Here is a 16,725-nt window from a genome sequence, read left to right on the forward strand (position 1 = left end):
CCGTTTTTCATTTCGTCTCCTGTCGGGGTTACATCAGCCGCAAGGGGCCGCTTGCTTCGTTGTCGATGAGCGGAAGTTCGCGCGAGCCCGGCAGTTCGTAGTGCCACCACTCGCTGGCGATGTGCGTGAAGCCCGCGCCGTGCATCACGCCGAGCAGCAGCGTGCGATTGCGTTGCACGTAGATCGGCAAGCCGGCGTGGAAGTGGCCGGACTCGGGCACCATCGCATCGAAGCCGGTGCCCATGTCGAGATCGTTGCCGTGTTCGTCGACGAGCGTCAGATCGACTGCCGTGCCGCGGCTATGGTTCGAGCCGCGGCCGAGTTCGGCGATGAAGTTGGGATCCGGCAGAAAGTCCCACAGCACTTTTTGCGCTTGCGGCGGGCGATAGGCGTCGAAGATTTTCAGCGTCATGCCGAAGCTCCGCGCGATGCCGACCGCGCGGCGCAGCGCGGCTTCGGCGGGTTCGAGCAGCAGGCAGTGCTGCGCCTTGTAGATGGGCTTGCCGGTGAAATTGCGATCGGTCGCGTAGACCAGATCGATGTGAACGTGATGCGTTTCCGGGGTGACGTGCAGCAGACGAGCTCGAGTCATGTAATCGGAATCCTGGCGTTTTTCTTACGTCTTTGTCGCAGCGATCGATGCGGACAACGCTAACCATAACCCGGACGAAAAATCCGCGAAACAGTTTCCGGCGATTGTTTCGCGTCGGCTAGGACGTGAGCGGCCAGCGCGCGAGGACTTCGTGCTGCGATCGCCCGAGCAGGCTGCGCACGAGCGCGAACTCGCGCACGGTCCATTCGATGGGCTCGATGCTTCGCCGCGCGATGCGATGCTCGTCGTAGAGCAAGGTCACGTGCGGGACGAATTGCGGATGCGATTTGACGAAGATGCCGGCGGTTTGCAGCGCTTTATCGAGCGTATCGACGAAAGCGGAGCAGGCTTCGTTAGCGTCGCCGGCGATGACGAGGGGGCGTTTTGGGCGGCGTGAAGCGAAGGGCTCGATGCGGTCGAGCTGGAGATGGAAGGCGGGGGTCTCGATGGATGACGCCGCGGCTCGCGCCTGTTCGATGACGTCGGCAGGAAGGCCCGCGAACGCGCCGAGGTAATGCAGCGTGATATGCAGACGATGCGCGGGAATTGGCGGCGTCCGCAGCTTGTGTTCGATGCGGATGCGCGCCGCTGCGTCGTGGATGCGCGAGGCGGCGGCTTCGTCGGGGTAGATGGCGAGGAAGAGCGAGTCGGTGAGATGGGAGAGGCTCATGTCACTGACTCGCGTTCATCTTTGGGCTTTCGCCCTCACTCCCACTCGATCGTCGCCGGCGGCTTCCCCGAAATGTCATAAACGACGCGATTCACGCCCCGCACCTCATTGATGATCCGATTGCTCACATTCCCGAGCAATTCGTGCGGCAGATGCGCCCAATGCGCCGTCATGAAGTCCAGCGTCTGCACCGCGCGCAGCGCGACGACGTACTCATAAGTCCGCCCGTCGCCCATCACGCCGACGCTCTTCACCGGCAGGAACACCGCGAAGGCCTGGCTCGTCAGGTCGTACCACGACTTGCCCGTCTCCGGATCGATGGTAGTGCGCAGCGTCTCGATGAAAATCGCATCAGCACGACGCAGCAGGTCCGCGAACTCGCGCTTCACTTCGCCGAGAATGCGCACGCCGAGACCCGGGCCGGGGAACGGATGGCGATACACCATCGCCGGCGGCAGTCCGAGCTTCACGCCCAGTTCGCGCACTTCGTCCTTAAAAAGCTCACGCAGCGGTTCGAGCAGCTTCAGATTGAGCGTCTCGGGCAAGCCGCCTACGTTGTGATGACTCTTGATCGTATGCGCGCCCTTCTTGCCCTTGCCCGCCGATTCGATCACGTCCGGATAGATCGTGCCCTGCGCGAGCCACTTCGCGTCCGTGAGCTTCTCGGACTCGGCATGGAACACTTCGACGAACTCAGCGCCGATGATCTTGCGCTTCGCTTCCGGATCGGTGACGCCGGCGAGCTTCTGCAGGAACGCTTCGCTGGCATCGACGTGAATGACCTTCACGCCCAGGTGATCCGCGAACGTCGACATCACCTGTTCGGCTTCGTTCTGACGCAACAGGCCGTGATCCACGAACACGCACGTCAGCTGATCGCCGATCGCGCGATGCAGCAGCGCCGCCGCCACCGACGAATCCACGCCGCCCGACAAACCGAGAATCACGTGCTCATTGCCGACTTGCGCGCGAATCTTCTCGACGGCTTCGTCGATGTAATGCCCCATCTCCCAATCGGCTCGCGCGCCGCACAGTTCGAGCACGAAGCGGTCGAGCATCGCGCGGCCCTGCACGGTATGCGTGACTTCCGGATGCCATTGCACGCCGTAGAAGCGGCGATCGTCGTCGGCCATCGCGGCAATCGGGCATGCGGGCGTCGACGCCATCAGCTTGAAGCCGGCCGGCAGGTCCGCGACCTTGTCGCCGTGGCTCATCCAGACCTTGAGCATCGCCTCGCCTTCGGTGCTCTTGAAGTCTTCGATGCCTTCCAGAAAGCCCGTGTGATTCAGCGCCTGCACTTCCGCATAGCCGAATTCGCGCACCTTGCCGAGTTCGACCTTGCCGCCGAGCTGGTCGGCCATCGTCTGCATGCCGTAGCAGATGCCGAGCACCGGCACGCCGAGGTCGAAGACGATCTGCGGCGCACGCGGCGACTTCGCCTCGGTGACCGAGTTCGGCCCGCCCGACAGGATGATGCCCTTCGGCGCGAACTCGCGGATGAAGGTTTCGTCGACGTCGTACGGATGAATCTCCGAGTAGACATGCGACTCGCGGATGCGCCGGGCGATCAGTTGGGTGACTTGAGAGCCGAAATCGAGAATCAGGATTTTGTCGTGCATGGCTGCGGGCAAAGGCTAAGTGAACGAATGAGGTGTGTGCCGACAAGCCGTGCGTTCGCGCGGCTTGTCGCCAATAAATCGACGGCCGGCGCGAAGGCCGACCGTACTTGTGTTTCCTGCTTGCGCGCGTCGATTCGACGGCCTGGCCGTCCGCGCCGTGAGTCTGTGCGTGCGCGCGTTCAGCGCGGTGCTCCGCTCGCCGGATCGGGAACGACGCGCCCCGTCAGCGGATCGACGCGCCGGCCCGTGGCCGGATCGATTTCCCCGCTGATGACCGGATCGATGCGTTTTCCCGTGACCGGATCGATTTCGCGGCCCGTCTGCGGATCGAGCGTGCGGCCCGTCACCGGATCGACCATGCCGGCTTCCGTTCGCATGCGCGTGGCCGAAGCTGGCGCGGCGGCATCCACAGGACGGCCCGCCGGATCGACCGCGCGGCCGGTGACCGGATCGATTGCGGTGACGTCGGGAGCGCGTGCCATCGGACGAGCCGCGGTATCCGGCGGCGTCGGGACGGTGACGACAGGCGGGCGCGTTGCATCGCGCGTTTGCGCGGCCTTCTTCTCCGCGCGTTCCGCCGATGCCGCGCCGACCGCCGCCGCACGTTCGCGCCGCCGCACCGCCGACGCCAGCCGCACACTGCCGAGCCCCAGCACGACGAGCACGATACCGATGAGCGCCGCGCTCACCTGGCCGAAGCCATCGACCTGGGGCGTGCGCAGTCCCAGCAGCCAGACCAGCGCGATGACGCCCGAGAGCCACTCCACATGGCCCGACGCCTTCGCGGCCGCCGCGGTCAACGCGCCGTCGATCGCCGCGTGCAGCGACAGCCACGCGAACCCGATCAGCGCGACGCCCAGCAACTGCCCGGCGAACGCGGGTTCGACGCGCATCGCGCCGAGTTGCAGCGCATCGAAAAGACCGGCCCAGGGCGTCAGCAGGAACAGCACGCCGAACACCACGAAAATCAGGGCATTGACGACGAGCACGGCGCGCAGCAACGGTTTCATGATGGGTCCACCAGGGTTATCGACGCACTCACCGACGAATGAGCCTGCGCATTAATCGACGTGATAATTCGGCGCTTCCTTCGTGATCTGGACGTCATGCACGTGCGATTCACGCATGCCGGCCGCCGTGATCTGCACGAACTCCGCCTTCTCGTGCAGTTCCGCGATGGTGCGGCAGCCGCAATAACCCATGCTCGCGCGCACGCCGCCGACGACCTGGAACAGGATGGCGTTCACCGAGCCCTTGTAGGCCACGCGGCCTTCGATGCCTTCCGGCACGAGCTTGTCGATGTTCGCCGAGTTGTCCTGGAAGTAGCGGTCCGCCGCGCCGTCCTTCATCGCGCCGACCGAGCCCATGCCGCGGTACGCCTTGTACTGGCGGCCCTGGAACAGGAACACGTCGCCCGGCGATTCCTCGGTGCCTGCGAGCATGCTGCCCATCATCACGACGTTCGCGCCTGCCGCAAGCGCCTTCGAGACGTCACCCGAGAAGCGCACGCCGCCATCCGCGATGACCGGCACGCCGCTGCCGCGCAGTGCTTCCGACACGTTCGCGATGGCCGTGATTTGCGGCACGCCCACGCCCGCGACGATTCGCGTCGTGCAGATGGAGCCCGGCCCGATGCCGACCTTCACCGCATCCGCGCCGTATTCGACGAGCGCCTTGGCCGCCGCCGCCGTCGCGATGTTGCCGCCGATGACCTGTACGCGCGGATAGTTCTGCTTCACCCAGCGCACGCGCTCGAGCACGCCCTGGCTGTGACCGTGCGCGGTATCGACCACGATGACATCGACGCCCGCCTGCGCGAGCAGATCGACGCGCTCTTCGTTGTCCGGACCCACGCCCACGGCCGCGCCGACGCGCAGCTTGCCGTCTTCGTCCTTGCAGGCGTCCGGGTTTTCGGTCTGCTTGGTGATGTCCTTCACCGTCATCAGGCCGCGCAGCTCGAATGCGTCGTTGACCACGAGCACGCGCTCGAGGCGATGGCTGTGCATCAGCGCCTTGGCTTCGGCGAGCGACGTGCCTTCCTTGACCGTCACGAGACGCTCGCGCGGCGTCATGATGTTGCGCACCGGCTCGTCCAGCCGCTCTTCGAAACGCAGGTCGCGGTTCGTGACGATGCCGATGAGTTGCGCGCCCTCCACCACCGGGAACCCGGAGATGCCATGCTGCTGCGTCAGCGCGATCACGTCGCGCACGCGCATTTGCGGCGGCACGGTGATCGGATCGCGGACGACGCCGGATTCGAAACGCTTGACCTTCGCGACTTCGCGCGCCTGTTCTTTCGCGGTGAGATTCTTGTGGACGATGCCGATGCCGCCCATCTGCGCCATTGCGATGGCGAGCCGGCCTTCGGTGACCGTGTCCATGGCTGCGGACACGAGGGGCATATTCAGGGAAATGTTGCGAGTCAGCTGGGATTTCAGGCTGGTGTCGCGCGGGAGAACGCTGGAGAACGCGGGCACGAGGAGCACGTCATCGAACGTGAGTGCTTTCTGGATCAGACGCATGGCAAATCCTATGGGCGCAAAAGCAGATTATACCGATAGTTCCCCGGGTTTTCACTGTCTGGACAGCAGCTTACGTGATTCCCCTGCAAAGATCGGGCCTCGATGCGGCGGCGTCGCGGTGCAGCTTTCGACAAGACGCCGCGCCGGGGGTGCGTGCTAACCTGCGCCGTCGATTGGATCAAGGCAGGGAGTCGGGCAATGCAGCGCGGTGTGATGTACGGAATGCTGGCAGGGGCCATCTGGGGTTTCATTTTTCTCGCGCCGCGCCTGTTGCCGGACTTTTCACCGCTGACGCTGAGCGTCGGGCGCTACCTGATGTACGGCGCGGTGTCGCTTGCCGTTGCGCTGCCGTTCGCACGGCGGCTGCTGGCCAAGCTGACGCGGGCCGATCTCATCGCGCTGGTCAAGCTTGCGCTCGTCGGCAACCTGCTCTACTACATGCTGCTCGCGAGCGCGGTCCAACTCGTGGGCGTGGCGCCGTCGTCGCTGATCGTCGGGATTTTGCCGGTGACGGTCACGCTCGCCGGACGGCGCGACCACGGCGCGATCGAACTAAAGCGCCTCGTCGCCCCGCTTGCGCTGGTGGTTACGGGCATCGCGTGCATCAACCTCGACGTCTTCAGCGACGTGCTTCTCCATCACACCGACGCGCCCGCCACGAGCGTGTTGACGCGCGTCGCCGGGCTCGCGTGCGCAGTCGGCGCGCTGGCTTCGTGGACGTGGTACGCGGTCGTCAACGCGCGCTATCTGCAGGCGAATCATCACTTCGACGGCAACGAATGGTCCGTGCTGTGGGGCATCGTGACGGGCCTGCTCGGGGCGATGCTCGGCGCGGTCATGTGGATGCTGCCTGCGGGCACGGTCCAGGCGAGCGTGCCGGATGCGCGCTGGCACGTGTTCTGGATCGTATGCTTCGCGCTCGCGACGGGGGGATCGTGGCTCGGCAACATGCTGTGGAACGCGGCAGCGAAACGCTTGCCGCTGACGCTGTCCGGCCAGATGATCGTGTTCGAAACGCTGTTCGCGCTGCTCTACGCTTTCATCTACGACGGCCGGTGGCCGCGTGTGCCGGAATTGTTGGCTATCGTGCTGCTGGTCGTGGGCGTGAGCTGGTCGGTGCGGCAACATAGCGTCGAGCCGGCTGCCGCGCCCAAGGAAGCGCCGGCGCATTGAAGCGGCGGTCGATCAGCGCGAATCCTTCGACTGCCACTTCCGGCCTTCGATTGATCCGGACTTGCGCGCCTTGTCGACGCGCCGCTGGCGCGCGGTTTTCGGATCGACCTTGAGCGGCCGATAAATTTCCACGCGATCCAGATCCGTGAGCGTGGCGTCCAGCGGTTTGAGCTTGCCGAACACGCCGACCTTCTGCGTCGCCAGATCGATTTCCGGGTGTTGCTTCAGCACGCCGCTCGCGTCGATCGCCTCGCGCAGCGTCGCGCCGTCGCCGATATCGACGTGCGCATAGAAGCTGTCGCCGCCGGGCAAGCCGTAGCAAACATCGATACGCAGGTTCATTTCTTGCCGTAGCGCTGGTCCGCGCGCTTGACGAAGGAGTCCACGAAGGTGTTCGCGATATGACTGAACACCGGCCCGATGAGCTTCTCGAGAATCAGGTTCGAGAACTCGTAGTGCAGCGCGAATTCGATCTTGCATGCGTCCGCGCGCAACGGCGTGAAGCGCCAGTAGCCCGTGAACTTCTTGAAAGGGCCGCTCAGGAACTCCATATCAATGTGCGTCGGGCGTTTCTGCACATTGCGCGTAGCGAAGTGCTGCTTGATGCCCTTGAAGCTGATGTCGATCTTCGCCTCCATGCCGTTCTCGTCCTGGCGTCCGATCTCGACACCGCCGCACCACGGCAGGAAGTTCGGGTAGTCGGCGACATCGGTGACGAGGTCGAACATTTCTTCCGCCGAATGACGGATCAACACGGTTTTCTGAACGTCGGCCATAAGGGCGCAGCGGGTGGCTTGTTGGGGTGGCGGCGAATGCGGCCCGCGAAGACGGCTTCGTCTGTCAGGCGGCGCGCTGCTAAAATCGTGATTTTAAACGAGTTGGGCACTTTCCATTCATGAGCATCATTGACAACAGAAAAGCGTTCTTCGATTACTTCATCGAAGAACGCTACGAGGCCGGTCTCGTGCTCGAAGGCTGGGAAGTCAAGGCGCTGCGCGCGGGCCGCGGGCAGATCAAGGAAGGCTATGTCGTCATCAAGAACGGCGAACTGTTCCTGATCGGCACGCACATCAGCCCGCTGCCCGAAGCTTCGAAGTTTGCGAATCTCGATCCGGTGCGCACCCGCAAGCTGCTGCTGCATCGTGAGCAGATCGACAAGCTCATCGGCAAGGTCGAGCAGCGCGGTCATACGCTCGTGCCGCTCAACTTCCATTACAAGGAAGGCCGCGTGAAATGCGAGATCGGCCTGGCCAAGGGCAAGAAGCTTCACGACAAGCGGGAAACCGAAAAGAAACGCGACTGGGAACGCGAACGCGCCCGTCTGATGCGAACGGCAGCGCGGTAATACAAGTCGGGGCGCTATCGAGCGCCCCGATTGCTTTCAGGCTCCGTCAGCTCTTTCGGATGAGGCCGCCGCCCTCGCCCTTCACGATCGCCAGCGCCGACGCGATCATCGAACTCATGTCCGACATGTTGCCGGGCACGATCAACGTGTTGCCGGCCTTCGCGAGGTTGGCGAACGCCCCGACATACTGCTCCGCCACCTTGAGGTTCACGGCCTCCATGCCGCCCGCCGTCTGAATCGCCGCGCCGATCTTCTCGATGGCCTGCGCGTTCGCTTCGGCGACCGCAAGAATGGCCGACGCTTCGCCCTGCGCCTGATTGATCGCCGCCTGACGCTCGCCCTCGGACTTCTGAATCGCGGCTTCGCGCGCACCCGACGCCAGATTGATCTGCTCCTGCTTGCGCCCTTCCGATGCCGCGATCAGCGCGCGCTTCTCGCGCTCGGCGGTAATCTGCGCCTGCATCGCGTGGAGAATCTCCTTCGGCGGCGTCAGGTCCTTGATCTCGTAGCGCAGCACCTTCACGCCCCAGTTCGACGCGGCTTCATCGAGCGCATTCACGATGCTGTGGTTGATGTACTCGCGTTCCTCGAAGGTCTTGTCCAGTTCGAGCTTGCCGATGACCGAGCGCAGCGTCGTTTGCGAAAGCTGCGTGATGGCGATCACGAAGTTGGACGATCCATACGACGCCTTCATCGGATCGGTGACCTGGAAGTACAGCACGCCATCCACCTGAAGCTGCGTGTTGTCGCGCGTGATGCAGACCTGACTCGGCACGTCGAGCGGAATCTCCTTGAGGATGTGCTTGTACGCGATGCGATCGACGAACGGCAGCACGATATTGAGACCCGGCGTGAGCGTCCCGTGATAGCGGCCCAGCCGCTCGAGCACCCAGGCGTGCTGCTGGGGAACGATCTTGACCGTATTTACAACGATCACGATGGCGATCACGAGCAGGATGGCAGCGAAAATCATGATGTGGCTCCTTCAATTCTTGTCGATAAAACGGTGTTCATCGCTTGGCCGCGACCACGAGCCGGCTGCCCTCCAGCGCAGTGATGCAGTACAAGCGAGCGCCTTCGGACTCGCCCGGCGCCAGTTCGACGTCCCACTCCGCCCCGCGATACATCGCGCGGGCGCGGCGGTCATGCCATTGCGCGACTTCCACTGTCGCGCCGATGTCGAGGTTGACGGCTGTATCGCGTGAAGCGTCGCGCCGCTTCCAGCTTCCGAAGCGCGAACGCCGCAGGAGGACCACCGCCACCAGCGCCACGAGCGCCGCGACGCCCAACTGCACGTGCAACGCAAGCCCCACGGCGAACGCGATGCCTCCCGCCAGCAACCCCAGCGCGATCATCAGCAGATAGAACGTGCCGGTGAACAACTCCGTGACGATCAACACGCCCGCCGCGATCCACCAGATCAGTCCATTCAACGCCATGCCAGTCTCCAAACAAAAACACCCCGGACGAAAAGGTCCGGGGTGTTTTTTATAGCATGCCGCACTTATCCGTAAGCAAGCGGAAAGGCGCGGTTACGACTCATTTTGACAAGGTCTTTGCCAACTGCTGCCATGTGTCGATGATCGTGTCCGGGTTCAGCGACATCGATTCGATGCCCTGCTTCGCCAGCCACTCGGCGAGATCCGGATGATCTGACGGACCCTGACCGCAGATGCCGACGTACTTATTCAGCCGCAGACACGTCTCGATGGCGCGCTTCAGCATGAACTGCACCGCCGGGTCGCGCTCGTCGAAGTCGGCGGCGAGCAGTTCCATGCCGGAGTCGCGGTCGAGCCCGAGCGTCAACTGCGTCAGATCGTTCGAGCCGATCGAGAAGCCGTCGAAGCGTTGCAGGAACTCTTCAGCGAGGATTGCGTTGGACGGCACTTCGCACATCATCACGAGCTTGAGGTCGTTGACGCCGCGCTCCAGACCGAACTTTTTCAGCAGTTCCACCACGCGATCCGCCTGCTTCAGCGTCCGCACGAACGGCACCATGATCTGGACGTTGTCGAGGCCCATCTCTTCGCGCACCTTCTTCAGCGCGATGCATTCCATATGGAACGCCTCGGCGAAGTCTTCCGCGATATAGCGCGACGCGCCACGGAAACCGAGCATCGGATTCTCTTCGTCCGGCTCATAGCGCGAACCGCCGATCAGCTTCTTGTACTCGTTCGACTTGAAGTCCGACAGACGCACGATGACGGGCTTCGGATAGAACGCCGCCGCGATCGTCGCGATGCCTTCCGTCAGCTTGTCGACGTAGAACGCACGCGGCGACGCATGACCGCGCGCCACGCTTTCGACCGCCTTCTTCAGGTCGGCGTCGATGTTCGGGTACTCCAGAATCGCCTTCGGGTGTACGCCGATGTTGTTGTTGATGATGAACTCGAGCCGCGCGAGGCCGACGCCCGCATTCGGCAACTGCGCGAAGTCGAACGCGAGTTGCGGATTGCCGACGTTCATCATGATCTTGACCGGAATCTTCGGCAGTTCGCCGCGCTGGACTTCGGTCACTTCGGTTTCGAGCAGGCCGTCGTAGATCTTGCCTTCGTCGCCTTCCGCGCACGACACGGTGACGAGCGCGCCGTCCTTCAGGAGGTCGGTGGCGTCGCCGCAGCCGACCACCGCCGGCACGCCCAGCTCACGCGCGATGATCGCCGCGTGACACGTGCGGCCGCCGCGATTCGTGACGATGGCCGCTGCGCGCTTCATCACCGGTTCCCAGTTCGGGTCGGTCATGTCCGCGACGAGCACGTCGCCCGGCTGCACGCGTTCCATCTCCGACGGATCGTGGATCACGCGCACGGGGCCCGCGCCGATCTTCTGGCCGATTGCGCGGCCCGTGGCGATGACGTTCGACTGGCCCTTCAGCTTGAAGCGCATCTCGGCCTTGCCCGCAGCCTGGCTCTTCACCGTTTCCGGGCGCGCCTGAAGAATGAACAGCTTGCCGTCGCGGCCGTCCTTGCCCCACTCGATGTCCATCGGACGCTGGTAGTGCTTCTCGATGATCACCGCATACTTCGCGAGCTCGATCACGTCTTCGTCCGAGATGGAGAAGCGGTTGCGCTGCTCGTGCGCGACGTCGACGGTCTTAACGCGGCCCGGCTCGCCCGGCTGCGTGAATTCCATCTTGACGAGCTTCGAACCGATGGAGCGGCGGATGATCGGATACTTGCCCTGCGCGAGCGTGGTCTTGAAGACGTGGAATTCGTCCGGATTCACCGCGCCCTGCACGACGGTTTCGCCGAGCCCGTAGCTCGACGTGATGAAGACGGTGTCCTTGAAGCCCGACTCGGTGTCGATGGTGAACATGACGCCCGCAGCGCCGACGTCCGAGCGGACCATGCGCTGCACGCCCGCCGACAGCGCGACTTCGGCGTGGGTGAAGCCCTTGTGGACGCGATAGGAGATGGCGCGGTCGTTATAGAGCGACGCGAAAACGTGCTTCATGCGATCGAGCACGTCTTCGATGCCGACCACGTTCAGATAGCTTTCCTGCTGGCCCGCGAACGATGCGTCGGGCAAGTCCTCGGCGGTCGCGGACGAACGCACGGCGAACGAAAGCTCTTCGGGCGAACCCTTTTGCAGGACTTCGAATTGACGGCGGATTTCGTCTTCGAGACGCGGCTGCATCGGCGCGTCGACGATCCACTGCCGGATTTCCTTGCCCGCTTCGGCAAGCGCCTTCACGTCGTCGACGTCGAACGTCTCGAGACGTCTGGCGATGCGATCGGTCAGGTCGTTGTGCTGGAGGAAGTCGCGGAATGCGAGCGCGGTCGTGGCAAAGCCCGTCGGCACGCTGACGCCGGCTTCGGAAAGCTGGCTGATCATTTCGCCGAGCGACGCATTCTTGCCACCGACGATTTCCACGTCGGTCATTCGCAACTGCTCGAATGGAACTACATACGCCTGATCCTTTGCGACATCGTTCGCAACATTGACTGCGTTAGTCATACAAGCCCCTAAGGTGGATGGAATTCACGATCGCACGAGTGGGCTCACATGCGGCGGCGCTCATTGGAAGCACCGCCGCATCTCGTACAACCTGTTTGATAAGCCTTCGCGAAAGACATGCGCTCGTGCGGACCACGCACGGGGCAAAGAGAAGCGGCCGTCCGAATGTGCTCTAAAACGTGGATTTCTGCCAGAAATTCCACGAAATGACCGCGATTCGACCAAAATCCGACTCAAATTGTCCGCAATTGCTTATCGAACAGGTTGCCGCTATTCTACCGTGTCGATTATCGAATTTGTCTTAGCAGGGACAGTAATTCCACGGCAAAATCGAGGTGTTTCACGCCTCTTGGTTCGCCTGCGCACATGCACGGGCCGCTCAATGTAACACAGCGGCTTGCACCCGCGCCGCGTCGCCGGCGTTACCGTTTGAGCACGTTCAATGCAACACGTTCCCTTCTGATCACCCGCCGATGCCGCCCTCCGTATTCATCGTTTCCGACGGTACCGGGATCACTGCCGAAACCTTCGCGCATTCGATCCTCGCCCAGTTCGACCAAAAATTCCGGCTCGTCCGCGTGCCGTTCGTTGATTCCATCGACAAGGCGCATGCGACCGTCGAGAAGATCAACGAAGCCGTATCGCTCGACGGCCGCCGACCGATCGTCTTCACGACGCTCGTCGACAGCGCGTCCAATGAGATCGTCAAGCGCTGCAATGCGCTCGTGCTGGACATGTTCCAGACCTTCATCGAGCCGCTCGAGCACGAGCTGGAGATCAAGTCGACGCACGCGATGGGCCGCGTCCACCAGAACGCCGATACCGAGGAATACAAGAATCGGATCGAGGCGATCAACTTCTCGCTCGCGCACGACGACGGGCAGTCAAACCGCAATCTCACCGAAGCCGATGTGATTCTGGTCGGCGTATCGCGCAGCGGCAAGACGCCGACGAGCCTCTATCTGGCGATGCAATACGGCGTGAAGGCGGCGAACTATCCGCTGATTCCGGAAGACTTCGAGCGCGGCAAGCTGCCCACGCCGCTGCTGGATCATCGCGAGAAGATGTTCGGGCTGTCCATCGACCCGCAGCGCCTGGCTGAGATCCGCAACGAGCGGCGGCCGGGCAGCAAGTACGCCGCGCTGGAGAATTGCCGCTACGAAATCAACGAAGCGGAAAGCATGATGAAGCGTGAGGGCGTCAAGTGGCTGTCGTCGACGCACAAGTCCATCGAGGAAATCGCCACGACGATCCTGCAGGAGATCAAGCCGGAGCGGCCTTCCTACTACTGATCAGGCGATCAGGCGCGCTGCTGGCGGCACTGCTCGAATAGACAGATTGCCGCCGCAGCCGCCACATTCAGCGATTCCATGCCCCCTGGTTGCGGGATGGTCACGCGATGCGTCACGGCATCGCGCCAGACCTGCGACACGCCCGCGCCTTCGTTTCCGAAGACCCACGCAAGCGGCGACGAGAGATCGCAATCGTAGATGGCCACGGCGCCGTGCGAATCGGTGATGGTCACCGGCACGTTGAGGCGCGCGATGAGATCGGACGGTTCGACGTCCTCGAAGATATCGAGCAGAAAGTGCGCGCCCATCCCCGAGCGCAGCACCTTCGACGACCACGCATACGCCGTCCCCGGCGCGCAGAACACGCGCGTGACGCCTGCCGCCGCTGCGCTGCGCAGAATGGAACCGACGTTGCCCGCGTCCTGAACGCCGTCGAGAACCACGCACGTTTCACTCACGCGTTCGGGCAACGCCGCGCCGATCTTCTCCACCAGCAGCAACATGCCGACGCCGTGCACGACGCTAGAAAGCTGGCCAAAGAGCGCATCGGGCAAGACGACCACACGCCTTTCCTCGATGCGCGCGACGATATCGCGCGCTTCGGCATGCGTCAGCGCGCCTTCCGTGACGACGCAGGTTTCCGGCTGACCGGCGGTATCGAGATAAGCGGCTGCGAGATGCAGACCTTCGAGCAGTGCGTGGCCGCTTCGCCGCTGCTGGGCGGTGGAGCCAGCGAGCGCCTTCAGACGCTTGTAGAGCGGGTTGTCCCGCGAAGTGATGGATTTCACGTTGATTCGGTGCGGTCGGCGGTCAGAACGCGAGGGCATCCGAGTCCCCGCCGAGCGTCTCGGCGGCGTGCAGCACCTCGGGCGCGATGTCCGGCAGCACGGAGCCGAAGAACAGGGTATGCGCTTCCCGCACCGGCGCAAACGACCGGCGATGATGCTCGCACGGCCCATGCTCGCGCAGCGCCTTCAGATGCTGTGGCGTGCCGTAGCCCGAATGCGTGGCGAAACCGTACACGGGATATGTCTCGTGCAGTTCGACCAGCATGCGGTCACGCGTGACCTTGGCGAGAATCGACGCGGCCGAGATTTGCTTGATGAGCGCGTCGCCGCCGATTACAGCTTCACTGCGGATCGACAGCGTCGGGCAGCGGTTGCCGTCGATCTTGACGAGCGTCGGCGCGACGGCCAGCCCTTCGACGGCGCGCTTCATCGCGAGCATGGTCGCGTGCAGGATGTTGATGGTGTCGATTTCCTCGACGCTCGCCGACGCGATGCAGTAAGCCAGCGCGCGATCGACGATCTTCTCGTACAGCTCCTCGCGCTTCTTCGCGCTCAGCGCCTTGGAATCGTCGAGGCCGTTGATGCGCGGCCTGGCTGGATCGAAGATCACCGCCGCGGCCACGACCGGCCCCGCCAACGGGCCGCGCCCGGCTTCATCGACGCCGCAGATGATGTCCAGTGGCGAGCTGAAATCGAGCCCGTTCTGCGTTTTCTGTTGACTGGCCTGACGCGCCATTACCGCGCCCCTCGTGTTTCCAGCACCCGCGCGACCGCTTCGGCCGCTCGCTGCGACGTATTCTGGCGCAGCGCGATGTGCATATCGGTGAAGATTTCGGTCAGGGTACGGCGGTTCGCGTCGTCGTTCAACTGTTTCAACGTCGCCTCGGCGAGCGCTTCGGGCGTCGCGAAATGCTGCAGGATTTCCGGCACGACGAAGCGCCCCGCCAGAATGTTCGGCAAGCCGACATACGGCAGATAGCCCTGCCGCTTCATGATCTGGCCCGTGAGCCAGGGCACCTTGTACGAGATGACCATCGGCTTCTTGAGCAGCGCCGCTTCCAGCGTCACGGTCCCGCTTTTGACGAGGATGGCGTCGGCGGCGGTCATCGCGGTTTGCGCGCGGCCATCGGTGATGGTGAGCGACAGATGCGGATGCGCGTCCACGAGCGGCTGCAGCAATTCACGCAGCGCCGGGTTCGCCGCGGGCATCAGGAAGCGCACGCCCGGCTCGCGAAGCTGCATCAGCTCCATGGCATCGAAAAACGTCGGCCCGATCAGCGCGATTTCCGAGCGCCGGCTGCCGGGCAGTACGGCGATCACCGGACCACCTTCCGCGATACCCAGTTCACGCCGCGCGCCCGCGACATCCGGTTCGAGCGGGATGTCGTCGGCAAGCGGATGGCCGACGTAAGTCGATGCGACGCCCGCTTTTTGCAGCAACGCGGTCTCGAACGGGAACACGCACAGCATGTGATCGACGGCCTTCACGATCTTCTTGATGCGCCCACCGCGCCACGCCCAGATGGACGGACACACGAAGTGCACGGTCGGAATGCCCGCCTCGCGCAGCGGCTGCTCGAGGCCGAAGTTGAAGTCGGGCGCGTCGACGCCGATGAACATCGACGGCGGCTCCGCCAGCAACTGGCGCTTCAGTTCGTTGCGAATGCCGAGAATCTCGGGGATGTGCTGCAGCGCTTCGACGTAGCCGCGCACGGTCAGCTTGTCCATCGGCCAGTGCGCCTCGAAGCCCGCCGATGTCATGCGCGGCCCGCCGATGCCGCTATAGCGCGTGTCAGCGGGCAGGCGGGCTTGCAGACCCTTCAGCAGCGATGCCGCGAGCAGATCGCCGGAGGGTTCGCCCGCGACCATCGCGATGCGCGGGGCAGTGGTGATCAACGTCATCGAAATGCGCGTTCAGCGGATGATGCCGCGCTGCGACGCCGCGATGAAGTCGGTGAAAGCCTTCACGGGCGCGTCGCCCTCGCCGCCCGCCACGCTCAGGTCGCGCAGCTGCGCCTTCGCGTCTTCGAGCGACAGGCCGCTCTTGTAGACGATCCGGTATGCGGTGCGCAGCGCGGAAATCGCCTCGGGCGTGAAACCGCGCCGGCGCAAGCCTTCGACGTTGATGCCGTGCGGCTCCGCCTTGTTGCCGGCGGCGATCACGAACGGCGGCACGTCCTGCACGAGCGCGGAAGCGCCGCCCAGCATCGAATGCGCGCCGATGCGCACGAACTGATGCACGCCCGACATGCCGCCGACGATCGCGTGATCGCCGACCGTCACGTGCCCCGCCAGTTGCGCGTTGCTCGACATGATGACGCTGTTGCCCAGCCGGCAGTCGTGGCCCACGTGAACGTAAGCCATGATCCAGCAATCGTCGCCGATGGACGTCAGGCCCTGGTCCTGCACCGTGCCCGTATGCAGCGTCGTGAATTCGCGGATGGTGTTGCGGTCACCGATCTCGAGACGAGTCGGCTCGTCCCTGTACTTCATGTCCTGCGGCCGCCCGCCGATCGACGCGTAATGGCCGATGCGGTTGTCGCGCCCGATCGTCGTGTGGCCCTCGATCACGCTGTGCGAACCGATGGTCGTGCCCGCGCCGATGACGACGTGCGCGCCGACGATCGCGTACGGCCCGATCTCGACGGAATCGTCGATTTGAGCGCCCGGCTCGATGATCGCGGTGGGGTGAATGGTGGTCATGCGCCTCGCCTCTGAATGCTGTGTGTCGCCACGCCGTGTTGCGAACGTGCTGCGTTCCCTACGC

At 63.7% G+C, this 16,725-nt stretch carries 17 protein-coding genes; 3 read left to right on the plus strand and 14 right to left on the minus strand.

The genetic code is table 11. The features are described from left to right. Positions 1 to 28 precede the first annotated feature (28 nt). From ddpX to guaB, 5 genes are all read right to left on the minus strand, one after another. Positions 29 to 592 carry a D-alanyl-D-alanine dipeptidase gene (gene ddpX / locus AB6804_RS01080; protein ID WP_370884892.1) on the minus strand — a complete coding sequence of 188 codons (564 nt, stop codon included), beginning with the start codon at positions 590 to 592 and terminating at the stop codon, positions 29 to 31. 118 nt (positions 593 to 710) lie between these two features. Further along, positions 711 to 1,262, minus strand: a complete 552-nt coding sequence (gene thpR / locus AB6804_RS01085; RefSeq protein WP_370884893.1) for an RNA 2',3'-cyclic phosphodiesterase — start codon at positions 1,260 to 1,262, stop codon at positions 711 to 713. A gap of 35 nt (positions 1,263 to 1,297) precedes the next feature. Then, positions 1,298 to 2,881, minus strand: a complete 1,584-nt coding sequence (gene guaA, locus AB6804_RS01090) for a glutamine-hydrolyzing GMP synthase (RefSeq protein WP_370884894.1) — start codon at positions 2,879 to 2,881, stop codon at positions 1,298 to 1,300. A 179-nt stretch (positions 2,882 to 3,060) separates the two neighbouring features. Continuing rightward, entirely contained in the window at positions 3,061 to 3,891 is an 831-nt protein-coding gene (locus AB6804_RS01095) for a hypothetical protein (protein ID WP_370884895.1), read from the minus strand. Positions 3,892 to 3,942: 51 nt separating this feature from the next. Further along, positions 3,943 to 5,403: an IMP dehydrogenase gene (gene guaB, locus AB6804_RS01100; protein WP_035969465.1), complete on the minus strand. Its 1,461-nt coding sequence runs from the start codon at positions 5,401 to 5,403 to the stop codon at positions 3,943 to 3,945. 198 nt (positions 5,404 to 5,601) lie between these two features. Here guaB and AB6804_RS01105 point away from each other — a divergent pair, with 198 nt between their 5' ends. Then, positions 5,602 to 6,576 carry a DMT family transporter gene (locus tag AB6804_RS01105; protein ID WP_370884896.1) on the plus strand — a complete coding sequence of 325 codons (975 nt, stop codon included), beginning with the start codon at positions 5,602 to 5,604 and terminating at the stop codon, positions 6,574 to 6,576. Between the two features lie 12 nt (positions 6,577 to 6,588). Here AB6804_RS01105 and AB6804_RS01110 read toward each other — a convergent pair whose 3' ends face one another. Further along, the gene (locus AB6804_RS01110) at positions 6,589 to 6,918 is read right to left on the minus strand and encodes an RnfH family protein (protein ID WP_370884897.1); all 330 of its coding nucleotides are present in this window, start codon (positions 6,916 to 6,918) and stop codon (positions 6,589 to 6,591) included. Then, positions 6,915 to 7,352: a type II toxin-antitoxin system RatA family toxin gene (locus AB6804_RS01115; RefSeq protein WP_035969473.1), complete on the minus strand. Its 438-nt coding sequence runs from the start codon at positions 7,350 to 7,352 to the stop codon at positions 6,915 to 6,917. The genes AB6804_RS01110 and AB6804_RS01115 overlap by 4 nt, the downstream gene beginning before the upstream one ends. 119 nt (positions 7,353 to 7,471) lie before the next feature. Here AB6804_RS01115 and smpB point away from each other — a divergent pair, with 119 nt between their 5' ends. Then, positions 7,472 to 7,921, plus strand: coding sequence for an SsrA-binding protein SmpB (smpB, locus tag AB6804_RS01120; protein WP_035969475.1), 450 nt, complete (start codon positions 7,472 to 7,474; stop codon positions 7,919 to 7,921). A 46-nt stretch (positions 7,922 to 7,967) separates the two neighbouring features. Here smpB and AB6804_RS01125 read toward each other — a convergent pair whose 3' ends face one another. The 3 genes from AB6804_RS01125 to ppsA form a co-directional block, all read right to left on the minus strand. Further along, entirely contained in the window at positions 7,968 to 8,894 is a 927-nt protein-coding gene (locus AB6804_RS01125; protein ID WP_370884898.1) for an SPFH domain-containing protein, read from the minus strand. 37 nt (positions 8,895 to 8,931) lie between these two features. Beyond that, complete coding sequence (locus AB6804_RS01130; RefSeq protein ID WP_244792515.1) at positions 8,932 to 9,360, minus strand: NfeD family protein; 429 nt, start codon at positions 9,358 to 9,360, stop codon at positions 8,932 to 8,934. Positions 9,361 to 9,460: 100 nt separating this feature from the next. Next, positions 9,461 to 11,878: a phosphoenolpyruvate synthase gene (ppsA, locus tag AB6804_RS01135; protein ID WP_244792517.1), complete on the minus strand. Its 2,418-nt coding sequence runs from the start codon at positions 11,876 to 11,878 to the stop codon at positions 9,461 to 9,463. Between the two features lie 473 nt (positions 11,879 to 12,351). Between ppsA and AB6804_RS01140 the strand changes: the two genes are divergently transcribed. After that, a complete protein-coding gene (locus AB6804_RS01140; protein ID WP_035969481.1) occupies positions 12,352 to 13,170 on the plus strand; it encodes a pyruvate, water dikinase regulatory protein in 819 nt (272 codons plus the stop codon). Positions 13,171 to 13,178: 8 nt separating this feature from the next. Here AB6804_RS01140 and AB6804_RS01145 read toward each other — a convergent pair whose 3' ends face one another. The 4 genes from AB6804_RS01145 to lpxA are packed head-to-tail and all read right to left on the minus strand — an operon-like array spanning position 13,179 to position 16,661. Then, positions 13,179 to 13,958 carry a TrmH family RNA methyltransferase gene (locus AB6804_RS01145; RefSeq protein ID WP_370884899.1) on the minus strand — a complete coding sequence of 260 codons (780 nt, stop codon included), beginning with the start codon at positions 13,956 to 13,958 and terminating at the stop codon, positions 13,179 to 13,181. Between the two features lie 22 nt (positions 13,959 to 13,980). Continuing rightward, positions 13,981 to 14,694 (minus strand): ribonuclease HII, encoded by a 714-nt coding sequence (gene rnhB / locus AB6804_RS01150; RefSeq protein ID WP_370884900.1) that lies wholly within the window; start codon positions 14,692 to 14,694, stop codon positions 13,981 to 13,983. Then, on the minus strand, positions 14,694 to 15,860 hold the full coding sequence (gene lpxB / locus AB6804_RS01155) for a lipid-A-disaccharide synthase (protein ID WP_370884901.1): 1,167 nt from the start codon (positions 15,858 to 15,860) through the stop codon (positions 14,694 to 14,696). The genes rnhB and lpxB overlap by 1 nt, the downstream gene beginning before the upstream one ends. A gap of 12 nt (positions 15,861 to 15,872) precedes the next feature. Further along, the gene (lpxA, locus tag AB6804_RS01160) at positions 15,873 to 16,661 is read right to left on the minus strand and encodes an acyl-ACP--UDP-N-acetylglucosamine O-acyltransferase (protein WP_035969491.1); all 789 of its coding nucleotides are present in this window, start codon (positions 16,659 to 16,661) and stop codon (positions 15,873 to 15,875) included. Positions 16,662 to 16,725: the final 64 nt, after the last annotated feature.

It is taken from the genome of Caballeronia sp. RCC_10 (genome assembly GCF_041360715.1).
Classification (GTDB): domain Bacteria; phylum Pseudomonadota; class Gammaproteobacteria; order Burkholderiales; family Burkholderiaceae; genus Caballeronia; species Caballeronia grimmiae.